This window comes from Dyadobacter sediminis (assembly GCF_005860765.1).
Lineage (GTDB): Bacteria > Bacteroidota > Bacteroidia > Cytophagales > Spirosomataceae > Dyadobacter > Dyadobacter sediminis.
This window is the reverse complement of sequence record NZ_VCEI01000029.1, coordinates 18,388-32,927: the sequence shown is the minus strand read 5'-3', so window position 1 is coordinate 32,927 and position 14,540 is coordinate 18,388. Positions and strand designations below refer to the sequence as shown.

Genomic DNA, 14,540 nt, shown 5'->3' with positions numbered 1-14,540 from the left:
TGTCAAATGCACATAGCAGATTATTAAAAACAAAAGCAGCAGAAAAATCTTTCTGCTGCCTGTAATTACAATGTATTGATGTGCTTATTCGACTACGCTCAGCTTTACTGCGTTGGTTTTCCGCTGTCTGGAAACCGGCATGCTCAGGGTATTGATAAAGACATCCCCTTTTTGCAGATCGCCTTTTTCAAGCAGAAATTGCTTGATGTCTTCGATCAGATCATCCGTCGAAACATCCTGATCGCGGTCGTAGTAATAAACCTTTGTTCCCCAGTATAATGCAAGCTGGTTCATCAGCATTTTATTGGACGTAAAAATCAGCAGACTTGCTTTCGGGCGGTGATGCGACAGCCGGAAAGAAGTATATCCTGAACGCGTAATCCCGATGATTGCAGTGGCCTGCGTATCGCGTGCCAGACGGCATGCGCTCATCACAACATTGTCATTCAGCTTGTTCACGCCGGAATTTTCATTTACAAAAGCATGGTGCTTGAAATAAATGCTGTTGGTAGATGCTTCCACTTTTTCAATGGTGCGCGTCATGCTTTCAACAGCAAGCAGCGGGTATCTTCCGGAAGCTGTTTCCGCGCTCAGCATAACTGCATCAGCGCCGTCCAGTACGGAATTGGCAACGTCGTTAAGCTCTGCACGGGTTGCGCGCGGGCTTTCGATCATACTTTCCAGCATCTGCGTGGCAACAATGACCGGTTTTCCGGCTTTATTGCATTTGTCAACGATCATTTTCTGGATCATCGGCACTTCCTCGGCCGGAAGCTCCACGCCAAGGTCACCGCGGGCAACCATAATGGCATCCGTAGCTTCAATGATTTCGTCGATATTCAGAATGGCTTCCGGTTTTTCGATTTTTGCTACAAGACGGGCTGTTTTGCCTTTGTTGGCAATGTATTCCTTTACTTTAAGCAGTTCGGCAGCCGTACGAACAAAGGACAAGGCCACCCATTCCACGTTATTTTCAAGGCCGAAATCCAGATCTTCGTAATCTTTTGTCGTTACGGAAGGCATGGAAACCTTGGTATTCGGCAGGTTTACACCTTTTTTGGATTTAAGGTAACCGCCGTAAATGACTTCGGTAATTACATCGGTACCGTCAATGCCGGTAACGAGCACTTCCAGTTTTCCGTCATCCATCAGAATGCGGTCACCGATTTTCACATCGTTGTACATTCCGTCATAAGGCGTACTTACCTTTTCGGCAGTGCCAAGAACTTCGGTATTGGAAAGAATTAATTTTTTACCTGTTTCAATTAAAACGCCATCCTTTTCAGCTACCAATCCGATACGGATTTTAGGACCTTGCAAATCCTGTAAAATGGCGAGGTTTAATCCGTACTCTTCATTGATTTCCCGAATGGTATTAAGTCTTGCAAGGTGATCAGCGTGAGTACCGTGTGAAAAATTAAGACGAAATACGTTTACCCCGGCTTTTGCCAATGCATACAATGTTTCTTTTGATTCCGAGGCCGGCCCTACGGTAGCAACAATTCTGGTTTTTTTTGAAGACATAGACTAATATGCAGTATGAATGATTTTATAAACAATCCACATCAATGACGACCTGGATGCTTTTTAGCGTCTTATCGGTTAATACATCAATTACCTTTTCTTGAATAAATGACTTTACCGCCTTAAAATTAATCTTTTCTCGCTCAAGTTTAATGAGAATATCGAACAAAAACTGATTTCTTACTCTTTCCACAAGCGGAGGCTGCGGTCCGAGAACCCTGCTTGCACCCAATTCTGCCGTTAATTTTTCCGCCAGTATTTTGGCAGCCTTGTTCGAAACCGGTTCGTCCGTGTGCTTTACCGTAACTTTTATCAGGCGTGTAAAAGGCGGATAATTGAATTTTTCCCTTTCGGCAATTTCGGCTTCGTACATGCCGGTATAGTCATTTGTAATAATCCTTTCCAGCAGTTTTTGAGCAGGATTGGCCGTTTGTATCAGCACTTTTCCGGGCTTTTCGGCACGCCTTCCCGCACGTCCGCTCACTTGTGTCAGCATCTGAAAAGCGCGTTCGGAGGCGCGGAACTCGGGAAAATGGATAATGCGGTCGGCGTCAAAAATCCCGACCATGCTCACATTGTCAAAGTCGAGGCCCTTGCTGACCATCTGCGTTCCCACCAGAATATCAATGCCGCCATCTTCAAATTCCTGGATAATCTGCTGATAGGCATTTTTTGCGCGTGTCGTGTCCAGATCCATTCGCTGTACGCGTGCCTGCGGAAACATCAGGTTAATTTCATCTTCGATTTTCTCGGTTCCGTAGCCCATCGTTTTCACCTTCGTCGAGCCGCAGTTCGGACAGGTTCTCGGAACTTCTTCCTTATGGCCGCAATAATGGCATCTGAGTTCGCCGACCCGCATATGATACGTAAGGCTCACGTCACAATTGGCACATTCGGAAATCCAGTGACATTCCTCGCATTGCAGATAAGGCGAATAGCCGCGCCGGTTCTGGAAAAGGATCGTCTGTTCTTTATTCTTAAGGTTATGTTCCAGGTTTTCCAGCAAAACAGATGAAAATTCATTCTTCATCTTGCGCTGCTTTTTTTCTTTCTTTATATCAATCAGCTCAAAAGCCGGCAATGCTGCATTTCCAAAGCGCTGTGTCATTTCCACCAGACCGTAGCGGCCGTTTTTGGCATGATAATAACTTTCCAGCGAAGGCGTGGCGGAACCGAGCAGCACTTTGCCTTTGTGCATGTAGGACATAATCACGGCGACATCGCGTGCATTGTAGCGCGGAGCCGGCTCATGCTGCTTGTAGGAAGTTTCATGTTCTTCGTCCACAATGATCAAACCCAGATTGTTGAACGGCAGAAAAATCGCTGAACGCACGCCCACGACAAACTGAAACTTGCCGTCCAGAATGCCTTTCCATACTTCCACGCGTTCATTATCCGAAAACTTGGAATGGTAAATTCCCATTACATCCCCGAAAACTTTCCGCAGCCGGACAACAATCTGCGTCGTAAGCGCAATTTCTGGAAGCAGGAACAAAACCTGCGTGCCGCTTTGCAGCGCCTGTTTGATGAGTTCGATGTAAACTTCCGTTTTTCCGCTTCCTGTAATGCCGTGCAGCAAAACCACTTCTTTTTCAGCAAACAGATCATGAATCTGCGCCGAGGCTTCTTTCTGCGATTCGGTCAGTGTAATGACGGCGCCGTCTTTCAGCGGAACGTCTTCAAACCGGGAAACAAAAATCTCGAACTGTTCAAAAACGCCTTTCTTGATCAGCGAATTCAGAGAGGCATTGGAGATTTTGTCATCCTGTGAAAAAAAGGATTTATCCAGGCCTTTCTGATTCAGTTCAGGATTGTTGTAAACCGGCACATGGCTCAGGTATCTGAGCACGATTTCCTGCTGTTTGGGAACTTTGTCGAGCGAAGACGTCAGTTTTACAAGCGCATCATTATCCATAAACGAAGCGCCAAGCCGTACTTTCCGCACTACTTTCGGTTTGTACCTTTCCTTTACTTCTTCAAAAAGGATAATGGCGCGTTTCCCCACCAGTGACTTGATAACCGAAGTAATGTTGGATTTGGCAATAAGCCGCTCCACTTCTTCATAGGAAAGTGTCTGGTGCTTTTTTATCTCTTCCAGAATCAGCTTTTCCTGTTCGGTAAGCAGTTCTTCATAGTCAAACTCCGGGTTCAGCTGAATTCGGGACTGACTTGTAATTTTCAGTCCGGCGGGCAAAGCCACATTCAGTACTTCGCCGATATTGCACAGATAATATTCCGCTACCCACTTGAAGAGTTCAAGCTGGCGGGCAGTTACAATCGGCTGCTCGTCGAGCAGCTCAAGAATGTATTTAGCCTGATATTTAAGCGGGGGATTTGTATGAATGTTGGCGATTACGGCTGTAATAACGCGTTTTTTGCCAAACTGCACGATAACCCGTGCGCCTACTTTAATCAGTTCGCTCATTTCCCTCGGCACTCTGTAAGTGAACAAAGAGGGAATCGGTACCGGTAAAATCAGATCGGCAAATAAGGTGGTTTCTTCCTCAAAAAAGGAGGTCATTGGAAGCTGGGGCAAAATGTCTTTAAATCAAATTTACAACTTAGAATCGGGAAAACCGCATAAAATCATGCGATCACATCAATGTCGAGAGCGGGTGCATTTTCCCAGTTTATCATGGCATTGAAAAGCTTTACATGACTGAATCCGGAAATATTTTCTTCCTTGATTTCAGCTTCTTCTATCATTCCGTTAGCAAGTAAAAATGCGCGTTGGGTTCCATGCAGCAACGGAGCGGAAGGAGTAAGCCACTTTGCTCCGTCATAAAAAGCCGTATTGCAATAGCATGAATCCGTAACCATTTTATTTTTGATAATCAGGATTTCATCGGCATTCCCGCGCTGTGCAAAAAGCGCGTTCAGCTCCGTCCGGTCATCATATTTGAAAGCATAATCAACAGTATCATGATAAACGCGCTGAATTTTCCTTATCGTACGCGGTGCATACAATTCCCATTTGATGTTGTCAATTTCGTTTTCATAGGCAAGCCGGCATTTATGCGTTTCATTTCCCAGCGAATCCGGTATGGTAATCAGATTTGTCAGGTTCCAGTAATCCGTAAAACCCCAGAGTTCACGGCGCGTTTTATTCAGCCGTGCTTCATGACCGGAAAGGTTTTTCAAAACGCGGTTTTCAACACAGATGGTTTCAAAGCATAACTTGCGCGGCATGGCTGAAAGGGAGATAAATTTTGTCTATTAATTCCTGATATTCGCTTCGGGCATTGCTGCGCGCCGTAATTCCGCCGCCGCTTTTAAAAACGAGCTGTCCATCCTGGTTTTCAATAAAACGGATCATCACGGCACTCTCAAAATTTTCTCCGTCAAAATAGCCCGTAACGCCCGTATAGTAACCTCTTTCATAACCTTCCGCATCTTTGATAATCCTGATTGTACTTGGTTTGGGCGCTCCGGTAATGGAACCGGCCGGCAGTAATTTCAGCAGCAGATCGCCGTACTTTCCGTCAAAATCATCGGGAAGGAGCCCGGCGATTTCAGAACTTACCTGCAGAAGCGTTTTATCGTTCGTATAAATATGGTCTATATAACGATATTTTTCCACCCATATTTTTTGAGCAACCATACTCAGGTCGTTACGGATCAGATCTACAATCGTTGCATGTTCCGCGGCTTCTTTGTAATCGGATAAAATGGCGTTCTCCGCATCTGGAACCGAAGCGTCTATTGTACCTTTCATCGGAAAGGAAGATATCCTTTTCCCATTTATACGGACAAAAATTTCAGGAGAAAAGCAGGCAAATTCATTTTTATACCACAATTTGTACAGCGCCGAGCTGTTGCGGTAAATATCAAACAGCGACAAACCGGTTTCGATCGGCGTAGGAAGCGAAAAATTAACGAGAAATGAATTTCCTGCTTTCAGGTTTTTAACAACAAAATTGAATCGGGATTGATATTCCTCAAAAGGCACAGGAAATTTTCTGAACTGAAAATCACCGGGCAGTTCCTTTTTCTCTGTAAATGTCTGATTGGAAAAGCCGTGGAAATCAAATTGTATCTCTGCAGGATTAACGTTTTTCAATGGCCATGCAAGCGGCTTTTCTAACAGATAATCTGCAATGAACAGAAACGGAATGCCCCGTTTCCCCCATTCATTGAGGTTTCTGGTAAAAATATTCACGGAGTCTGTCAAAGAAAAAAGCTTGTGTTGATGAACATTCTAAACGGAAAGCTAATTTACAAAGTTCAGAAACCAATAACCAAAATAAGGGGTTAAATTGGTAAGGCCGGTCTACTGAGGCGAACGGCTGCAAACTGTCATTTCAAGAATAAATAATGCATATATACGACGTAATCATTATCGGAGGCGGGCCTTGCGGCCTGGCTATGGGCGTGGAGCTTGCAAAAAGCGGCCTTGATTATCTGATTCTGGAAAAAGGCAATTTAACGGAATCCATTCGCCGTTATCCAAGGCGTATGAAGTTCTTTTCCACGGCTGAAAATATCGAGATCGGAGGAATTCCCTTTGCCATTTCTGACGTAAAAGCCAACCGCAATGAAGCCTTGCAGTATTACCGGAAAGTGGCGGGCTATTATCATCTGAATTTCAAATTGTTTATAGATGTTGACCGCTCTGAAAAGCAGCCGGACGGAACCTTTCTGACTTATTCCAGAGACGGCCAGATTTTTCAGTCCAGAAATGTAGTGCTTGCGACCGGCTACTTTGATGTGCCGCGCAAGCTGAACGTGCCGGGCGAAGATTTGCCGCACGTTTCACATTATTATGACGAGCCGTTCAAGTATTCTTATACAAATGTTGTTTTGGTTGGTGGTTCCAATTCTTCAGTGGAAGCAGCACTGGAATTATACCGGCACGATGCGCATGTCACCATTGTTCATAAGGATGCGGATTTCAGGACAAAAGTGAAATACTGGCTGGTTCCCGATGTGAAAAACCGGGTGAAAGAAGGTAAAATCCATACGCGTTTCAACAGCATCACCAAAGCCATTGAACCCGGCCGGATGCAGATCCAGAATGTGGAAACCGGAGAAACAGAATGGATTCCGGCGGATTTTGTGTTTTTGCTCGTCGGTTATCTGCCGGATGAACATTTGCTTTTCCGTTGCGGTGTTACGCTTGATCCGGTGACCAAGGTTCCGGTTTTTGATCCTGAAACTTTTGAAACCAACGTTCCCGGCTTGTACTTGTGCGGAACGGTTATGGCCGGCGTTTTTACAGAAAAGGTATTTATAGAAAACGGACGCGATCATGCTGCGGCCATTGCAGACCATCTGGCCGGAAGGGAAGTGCGGAAAGTAAAAGAACTGATTGACCGGATTTAGTTTTCAAAAGAATATGCAGAAGAATGGCCGGTTCTTGCAATCGGTTATTCTTCTACAATGACAAGCTTGCGTTTTTTATTTTTTGTAGAAATACGGTCTATTTTGCCGATCAGGCCATTTGCCCCGACTGCATAGCCTACGTTGCCGGCAAAGCTTAACGCGTGAAAACCTTCTTTGCCCAGTGAATGCCAGGATTTGCCGCGATCCAGTGAAAAGCTGCTTCCGGAAGGCCCGCTGGCAACCAGTGCATAATTGTCCGAACGGATCTGCGTGTCGCCGTTCCAGGTTGCGTTGGTTTTATGATAAACGTCCACACATTCTTTCAGTCCGGCAGGTTTGGTCATGCTGCTGAGTTCCCAGCTTGCGCCACCGTCGTTTGTGATCAGCACATTTTTGGTCGAATCGGTTGTACGCTTGTAATCCCCGCCAACGGCCATACCGTTTTTTTTCGACCAGAACCTTAATCCGAAAATGCCGCTTGTTGGTCCGGCTGCTAACGGCGTTTCGGAAACCTGCCATGTTTGTCCGTAATCTTCAGACCGGAATACCCTTGCCATTTTGCTGCCGCCCGTTCCGATATACACGCTGCTTTTTCCAGTGGCAAGGATGGATGTGCCACTGGCTGCATAGCATGCTTCTCCGGGCAATGCAGCCGGTCTTTTTTCAGAAGGAAGCGCTGTCCAGGATTTTCCGCCGTCTTCAGTAAGCAGTATAAACAGCTTTCCCTGAACGGGATCGCCAAGGCAAATGCCTTTGTTTTTGTCCCAAAAGTCGATTCCATCCAGAAAAACCCCATTCTGTGTAGTTTGGTACACAAGGCTCCATGACTCGCCTCCGTCCGCTGTACGGTAAATTCTTGCCTTTCCTTTCTCCGATTCGCCTGCGCTCATGGCGATGGCATTTTGCTTGTCGAATGCATGAATATCCCGGAAATCCATGGAATCTGCGCCTGCTACTTTATACGTCTGCCAAGTGTGCCCTGCATCGGTTGTTTTCAGAATTGTACCGTTTGATCCTCCAATCCAGCAAATACTCGGCGAAATTGCATGTACGGCCCGCATGTTAATTTTGGTTTTAACATCCAGCACTTTCCACTGAGCCGTCGCCGGCCAAGGCAGAAAGAGGACAAGCAGCATTATAAATGGTCTAAAAATTCCGGCAGACTGATGCATAATATCAGGAAGAAGGGTGGCATAGTATTTTTGTGTATCCAATTATAATGTATTGTTAACACAAAATAAGAAATTCAGATGGACAAGAATCAAAAATTTTTACTGGGTGCTCTAAGTGCACTGTTGGCAGGTGTTGCAGTGGGTCTTTTGGTTGCTCCTAAAAACGGCAAAGAAACACGTGAGCTCATTAAAAATAAAGCTGGAGACCTTGGCGGTACGGCAAAAGACAAATATGATAAAAGCCTTGAAGAGTTAACGGCACTGGCCGACAAGCTGAAAGAAGGGTTTAACAATAATGTAAATTCTGTGAAAGAAAAAGCAGGATCGATCGCCCATAACGTAAGTGATAAAGTTCATGGTGTTGTAAACAACAACGCATAATATACCCATTAATATATTGGAATAGGGCTGTCCCAATCGGGAACAGCCCTATTTCGTTTTTGACTATGGAATTTGAGCAATTATTTTTCCGATTGCTTCATTGATATCTTCCGTGAAGTTTCTGCTTTTTTCGGGAATGATGCCTTCACTGCCGCCCTGCCAAACGAGCTTGTTGTTATTTGCATCTACAAGGTCGATTACAAGTGTTCCTTCGCGGTATTTTCCGACAGGCACTTCCTGGCTTTTCCATGAATAGCGGCGCTGGCCCATGTATCTGGGCAGCCCGTCAGTCCGGAAATCAGTTTGCCTCGTTTGGATTTCTTCTTTTACATGGAGTGCAATGTTGATTTTAAGGCCCGGGTCCCGCGCTTCATCCAGCCTTCTTGCCTGCAAATTTCTGGCAATTGCTTCTTTGATAATCCCGATTCTGCTTTCAAAGTTTTCAGAAACGGTATCGCCTTGCGCTTCAATATCATAGAAGCCGAAAGTCGTATAATCGGAAAGATGAAAGTTGTCCTCCTGTCTGGTTTTCAAAAGCTTGTAAGAAGACTTGCATTCCAGAAAAAGAAAAGGGATGAGTAAAACGGGAATAAGGAACCGGATTTTCATATACGGGAAAATTGATTTTGATCCTTAAACTGATAAAATATTATTCCTGTTGTGAAAACAGAATCTTTGACTGTCGTTCAGCCGATTACACTTCCCAGTTCTTTGGCGGCAGCCATACTGATGCCTTTATAGAACATATATTCACTCATTACTGCATGTTGTTCTTCTTCGGTTTTGGCATGAACGGCCTGCGCAAGGCATGCTTTCATTTTTTCTTCAATAAAAGCTTTTTTAAGCCTCAGGATGTTTATGAAAGCCGTTTTGTCCAGCACATCGGTTTCGAAAGGAACGTATATTTCGTATTTCTCGGACCATAACTCGCTCAGTTCATACTTGGTGGCCAGCCATCCAATCGTAAGATTCCGGATTTCAGGTTCATGATGATGCAGAAAGTAATCGGTCGGTAAAACTTGGTTACGGTTGTAGTTTTCCCGGAACAATGTCAGCAAATGATGAAAAACAGTGTCGCTGAAATCAATTCCTTCCACTTCGCCCAGTACATACTGACAAACGGTTATACTTGGTTCCAGCTCTTTTGTACCATACAGAACAAGCAATTTCATGAAAGCTTCTTCCTGATAATACAATTTGGTACGAAGTACGGGTTCTGCTTCCGGCATTTCCGGCGCAAACAGATCGGCAGGCAATTCCTCATTTCTGGCCTGAAATGTTCCGATTACTTCATCAATGGCATTGGGATTTTCCTGTTCCGAAGCAGGTCTGCGGTTTGTCTTTTCCTGGGATTTCTGGGTTTGTTGTTTGCGTAACAGTTTGTTTCCTTCAGTAATCAGCATCTGTTCATCCACTTTCATCATTTCTGATGTGCGATGGAAGAAAACCTGTCTTTTGATAGCCTCCGGAATTTTGATAATACTGTTTACAACTTCCCCGATCACTGCTGCCTGCCGGAACGGGTCGTTGCCCGCATCTTTCAGCAGAATTTCTGTTTTAAAGGTTATAAAATCCTTTGAAGCCTGCCTTAAATAAGCCTTAAATGCTTCCGCACCGACTTTTCGTACATAACTATCCGGATCTTCACCGTCCGGAAAGAGCACAATGTTAACGTTCAGTCCTTCTTCCAGCACAAGATCAAGCCCGCGCAAAGCTGCTTTGATACCGGCAATGTCACCATCGTACAGAATAGTAACGTTTGGCGCAAAGCGGCTGATGAGGCGGATTTGTTCTGTTGTAAGCGATGTTCCCGAAGAAGCCACCACGTTTTCGATCCCGGCCTGATGCAGCGAAATTACATCCGTGTATCCCTCAACTAAGTAACACAACTCCTGATTCCGGATCGCGTTTTTAGCCTGAAAGATGCCGTAAAGAACTTCACTTTTATGATAAACATCGGTTTCAGGAGAATTAAGGTATTTGGGCTGGTTTGCCTGCTTTGCATTTCCGCCTTTTTCAGATTTTAAAATCCGTGCTCCGAAAGCAATTACTTTTCCGGCTACATTATGGATCGGGAAAATGACGCGGCCTCTGAAACGGTCGTAACCCGGCGAATGGCGGTTTGCCGGACCGTTATCTTCTTTACGAATCAGCAATCCGGCTTTTTCCAGCAAATCGGCCGAATGTCCTTTTGACATGGCTTCTCTGGAAAATGCATCCCATGTATCCAGACTGTACCCGAGTTCAAACTTTTTCCGTATTTCAGCTGAAAATCCGCGCTCACGAAAATAACTTAGCCCGATTGCCTGGCCTTCTTCGCTGTGATGAAGCTGCTGCTGATAAAAGTTCTTTGCATAATTAAGGATAATGTAAAGGCTTTCCCGCTCATTCTGGCGAATAGCTTCTTCGTCGGTAACTTCCTCTTCTTCGATTTCAATGTTGTATTTGCCGGCCAGGTAACGTAATGCCTCGCCATAGCCGATGCCATCGATATCCATTACAAACTTGATGGAATCACCGGCCGCTCCACACCCGAAACATTTATAAATCTGCCGGGAAGGGTTTACATTGAACGATGGCGTTTTTTCATTGTGAAAAGGACAGCATGCAGAGTAATTTGCCCCTTTTTTCTTTAATGACACAAAATCTCCGACTACTTCAACGATATCGGAAGCTTGTTTGATCCTGTCAACAGTTTCAGGGTTAATGCGCATAGTAAATGAATGAAGTCCTTAGTTAACCCGATCGTGCAGCTTAACCGGCTGTTTAGTATTTTTATCCAGCTTCATGTTCAGCAATTCCACCAGAAATGAAAATGCCATGGCAAAGTAAGCATAGCCTTTCGGTATTTCGTAATGGAACGCTTCTGCAACAAGTAAGGTGCCAATCATAAGCAAAAATGACAAAGCCAGAATTTTGATGGAAGGATGGCCATTGACAAAATCGCCGATTTTACTGGCAAAACCGATCATTATGAAAGTGGAGGCAATCACAGCTCCGATCATAATCGGAATCTCTTTCACCAGCCCGACTGCTGTCAGAACGGAATCGAAAGAGAAAATAATATTCAGCAATGCAATTTGTATCAAGGCACTTCCGAAAGTCAATCCGCCTTTTTTTGCAAGCTTGTCGCCCGTCGGCAATTCTTCGGTTTCCCCTTCCAGTTTATGATGTATTTCTTTCGTGGTGCTGTACAGCAGAAAGATTCCGCCGCCAAGCAGGATCAGATCGCGCCCGCTGAAACCATGTCCGAAAATGGTAAGAAGATCATGTTTTAACCCGATTACCCAGGAAATAGCAAACAGAAGTGCAATCCTGAGCACAAGCGCAATGAGCAGACCGTAGTTTTGTGCATTTTTACGCTGTTCTGCGGGAAGTTTTCCTGAAACGATCGTTATGAAAATTACGTTATCAATGCCGAGTACAATTTCCAGAAGTGTAAGCGTCAGTAAACTGATCAGTGCATCGGGTGTTAGCAGTGCTTCCATGTATAACTTTAAGGTGGTAAGTACTTGTACGAATTTAATGAGCTGTGCCAGTCGGAACAATAATCAGGCCCTATTTTATTGTTTTTTATCCAACGGGCTGTTGAGTATGAATTATTTTTATAAAATTGTGATATAAATTATAGTTAGAATTTAGAAATTCATAAACGAAAGCTTTTTTCTAATTACTTTAGTTTGTTATTTTGCGGTACTAAAAGATGTTCGGGAATTTATCAGATCAGATATATAGATATTAAAAATATAGTGTGTGTATAGTGTGAAACAGGGCATGGAAATTTTTCTATGCCTTTGTTTTTTTACGAGCATTTGACTTGCAACAGGATATTCACAAATGTGTTTTATAGAGGTTCAAAAGCGTTTCCACAGCGTCTTCATGATGGTCAGATCCGGCGTTCTTCAGACTTGGTGAAAGCCGCAGCTCACCAACAAAATCCACAACTTCAATATCGCTGAAAAGCCTGCATGCTGCCGGGCGCATTACGCAATCAGATGCAAATACAATCACATGCTGCTCCATCGCTTCATGAACAGAAAGGGAATCTCCATCCGTTGTTGTATTCCGGATGAATGCATCACAAAATGGCAGCACATTCCGGAAATCATGCTGTCCGCTGATTATAAAAACGTTGCCAGGAATTACTCCAAAAATGTTTTGGATATAAGCTTTATAACTTCCGGAAGGATCAGATATAATTAATCCTGCCTGCGTTGTTTTTTCAAGATTGTGTATAATTCCGGAAATGCCGTAAGTTTCATTGCCATGCTTGTCAAAAGTTAATTTCCATGCATTGGTGCAAAATAAAAATTCATGCTTTTTCCTGAACCGGTGAAGTTTCTCAAGAAGCTGCGGATTCAATTCTGTGCATATGGAAGAAGAAATAAAGGCCGATATCTGAATTGCTCTTTTATTGAGCTTTCCAGCTTTTTGCAGACTTCCAGCATTCAGAACAACGGGTATGAAAGAAAGCCGGACAGCCAACTTAACTGCAACGTTTTTCCGGATACCGTAACGTCCCATATTTCCGTGAAAAGTAATCATTGCCTTTTTGCCAAGCAGCTTGCAAACGAATGCAACAACCACCTGCAGATAAGGACTGGACGAATGCAGGTGAACAACCTGGTAACGAAGTAGCTGCAGGAAGGCTTTAAACGGTTTTTTACGGAAATCAATAAATTCAAAATAGTCCGGTTCTCTTTGTTCCAACGCATCAAGCAACCGGCTAACGTGCACGGTTACGCCTCCATTCGGCGGAGGAATTCTGCCTAAAATCAGAATTTTATTCATCCGTTTCCTGAAATGAATAAAGACAGCTTTTTGCATAAAAGTACATACAGATCAGCAAAACAGGGGCTATGCAGTTTACCGTAATGCTTTTGCCGGGAATGATGACAAACACGCTGCCGACCGTATGGTTGAAAATCAGGTAAAATATAAATGCAATAAACACTACAATCCCGTTTCTGTCTGTTTCAATGCTTTTCCAAAGCGAAATTCCCAATGCAGCAAGTACGGCATACATGTAAACCGCGCCGGAAATGCCTTGCTCGGCCAGCAAGGTGTAAAACAGGGAATGCGCTTCCCGATAACCTGGCCCCAGCATTTCAAAGCTTCCGGTTCCGTTTCCAAAAAGCGGATTCTGTAAAAAAAGAGTGTAAGCCACAGCATGAATTTCTGCCCGTCCGCTGATTTGCGGCAATCTGGATATGAATGCATCCATTGAAGTAATTTCGTCAAACCGGAGTTTCCAGAAATACATCATATCCTGTTTGGCCAGAAAAACCTGAATTTCGTAGTCATAGAATACGATGGCCAGCACAAGTAAAATCAGCCAGTAAAAGCGAAGAAAGTTGCGGATAGAAAGTATCGTCATAATCAGATACGGCACAATAATCAGAACGGCGCCGCGTGAAAACGAAATGACAACAAGGCCTGTAAAGATAAGGATGAAGACAATCCGCGTAATCTGAAACAAGTTGTTCGTATTGCTGAAAAGCAGCACAAAAGGCCATAACAGGATAAAATAAGCCATTGTGACATTGGTGTCCGTAATATTCCGGGTTGCAAGCAGATTGTCTGAACCCTTGTAACTTGCTCCGGCAAACACAAGTCCGAATGTTCCTGAGCCTAGAATAATAAAGAGCAGACAAAGGCACTTTTCCACCTCTTTCCTGAAATCAACTGCAAAGGACACCGTTTTGAAATAGGCAAAATACATGGGCAGAGTAAACCCGTAAAGCAGGATTCCGCCCAGAACTATTTTATCAAGATTTGGAGAAATCACAATGAAAAAGCAACTGATGATATTCCAGGTAATCAGAAACAGCTTTTCCTTTTGTGTAAGCAATACGGGTTTGTTCAGGAAAAAATGAATAAAGTAAATGTTGAGCAATATGAACGGAAACAGCCGCCAAAGTGAATTGGCCCCTGCACTGAATGAGTATTTCTGAAAAAGCTGAATAAACTGGGTAAGAACCGGAATGCTGATCACATGAAAAAACCGGTGTTTTGAAGGAGAAAACAGGCAAAGTATGCAGTAAGTGAAAAATGAAAGCACAACAATGCTTTGGAACCGGCTTTCGCCAATGTGTGCGATTTCAGAAAATAACTGCCCGCTTATTGCAACCAGCATAAGGG

General features: G+C 44.1%; 12 protein-coding genes. 2 read left to right on the top strand and 10 right to left on the bottom strand.

Annotation, left to right across the window (positions count from 1 at the left end):
• Positions 1-84 precede the first annotated feature (84 nt).
• The 4 genes from pyk to FEM55_RS19615 form a co-directional block, all read right to left on the bottom strand.
• A complete protein-coding gene (pyk, locus tag FEM55_RS19630; protein WP_138283106.1) occupies positions 85-1,524 on the bottom strand; it encodes a pyruvate kinase in 1,440 nt (479 codons plus the stop codon).
• 25 nt (positions 1,525-1,549) lie between these two features.
• Positions 1,550-4,045 (bottom strand): replication restart helicase PriA, encoded by a 2,496-nt coding sequence (gene priA, locus FEM55_RS19625; RefSeq protein WP_138283105.1) that lies wholly within the window; start codon positions 4,043-4,045, stop codon positions 1,550-1,552.
• 65 nt (positions 4,046-4,110) lie between these two features.
• Positions 4,111-4,713 (bottom strand): aminotransferase class IV, encoded by a 603-nt coding sequence (locus FEM55_RS19620; RefSeq protein WP_138283104.1) that lies wholly within the window; start codon positions 4,711-4,713, stop codon positions 4,111-4,113.
• Positions 4,691-5,695 carry an aminodeoxychorismate synthase component I gene (locus FEM55_RS19615; protein ID WP_138283103.1) on the bottom strand — a complete coding sequence of 335 codons (1,005 nt, stop codon included), beginning with the start codon at positions 5,693-5,695 and terminating at the stop codon, positions 4,691-4,693. The genes FEM55_RS19620 and FEM55_RS19615 overlap by 23 nt, the downstream gene beginning before the upstream one ends.
• A gap of 143 nt (positions 5,696-5,838) precedes the next feature.
• Here FEM55_RS19615 and FEM55_RS19610 point away from each other — a divergent pair, with 143 nt between their 5' ends.
• Entirely contained in the window at positions 5,839-6,846 is a 1,008-nt protein-coding gene (locus FEM55_RS19610; protein WP_138283102.1) for a YpdA family putative bacillithiol disulfide reductase, read from the top strand.
• Between the two features lie 44 nt (positions 6,847-6,890).
• Here the strand turns inward: FEM55_RS19610 and FEM55_RS19605 are convergent, their stop codons facing one another.
• A complete protein-coding gene (locus FEM55_RS19605) occupies positions 6,891-7,982 on the bottom strand; it encodes a WD40/YVTN/BNR-like repeat-containing protein (protein ID WP_138283101.1) in 1,092 nt (363 codons plus the stop codon).
• Positions 7,983-8,096: 114 nt separating this feature from the next.
• Here FEM55_RS19605 and FEM55_RS19600 point away from each other — a divergent pair, with 114 nt between their 5' ends.
• The gene (locus FEM55_RS19600; protein ID WP_138283100.1) at positions 8,097-8,399 is read left to right on the top strand and encodes a YtxH domain-containing protein; all 303 of its coding nucleotides are present in this window, start codon (positions 8,097-8,099) and stop codon (positions 8,397-8,399) included.
• A 63-nt stretch (positions 8,400-8,462) separates the two neighbouring features.
• Here the strand turns inward: FEM55_RS19600 and FEM55_RS19595 are convergent, their stop codons facing one another.
• The 5 genes from FEM55_RS19595 to FEM55_RS19575 all read right to left on the bottom strand — a co-directional run bounded on the left by FEM55_RS19595 (position 8,463) and on the right by FEM55_RS19575 (position 14,535).
• Entirely contained in the window at positions 8,463-9,008 is a 546-nt protein-coding gene (locus FEM55_RS19595) for a DUF4136 domain-containing protein (protein WP_138283099.1), read from the bottom strand.
• 77 nt (positions 9,009-9,085) lie between these two features.
• Positions 9,086-11,113 (bottom strand): DNA primase, encoded by a 2,028-nt coding sequence (dnaG, locus tag FEM55_RS19590; protein ID WP_138283098.1) that lies wholly within the window; start codon positions 11,111-11,113, stop codon positions 9,086-9,088.
• Between the two features lie 18 nt (positions 11,114-11,131).
• Positions 11,132-11,887: a TerC family protein gene (locus FEM55_RS19585; RefSeq protein ID WP_171036614.1), complete on the bottom strand. Its 756-nt coding sequence runs from the start codon at positions 11,885-11,887 to the stop codon at positions 11,132-11,134.
• A 343-nt stretch (positions 11,888-12,230) separates the two neighbouring features.
• The gene (locus FEM55_RS19580; RefSeq protein WP_138283096.1) at positions 12,231-13,190 is read right to left on the bottom strand and encodes a glycosyltransferase; all 960 of its coding nucleotides are present in this window, start codon (positions 13,188-13,190) and stop codon (positions 12,231-12,233) included.
• Positions 13,183-14,535, bottom strand: a complete 1,353-nt coding sequence (locus tag FEM55_RS19575) for an O-antigen ligase family protein (RefSeq protein WP_138283095.1) — start codon at positions 14,533-14,535, stop codon at positions 13,183-13,185. The genes FEM55_RS19580 and FEM55_RS19575 overlap by 8 nt, the downstream gene beginning before the upstream one ends.
• Positions 14,536-14,540: the final 5 nt, after the last annotated feature.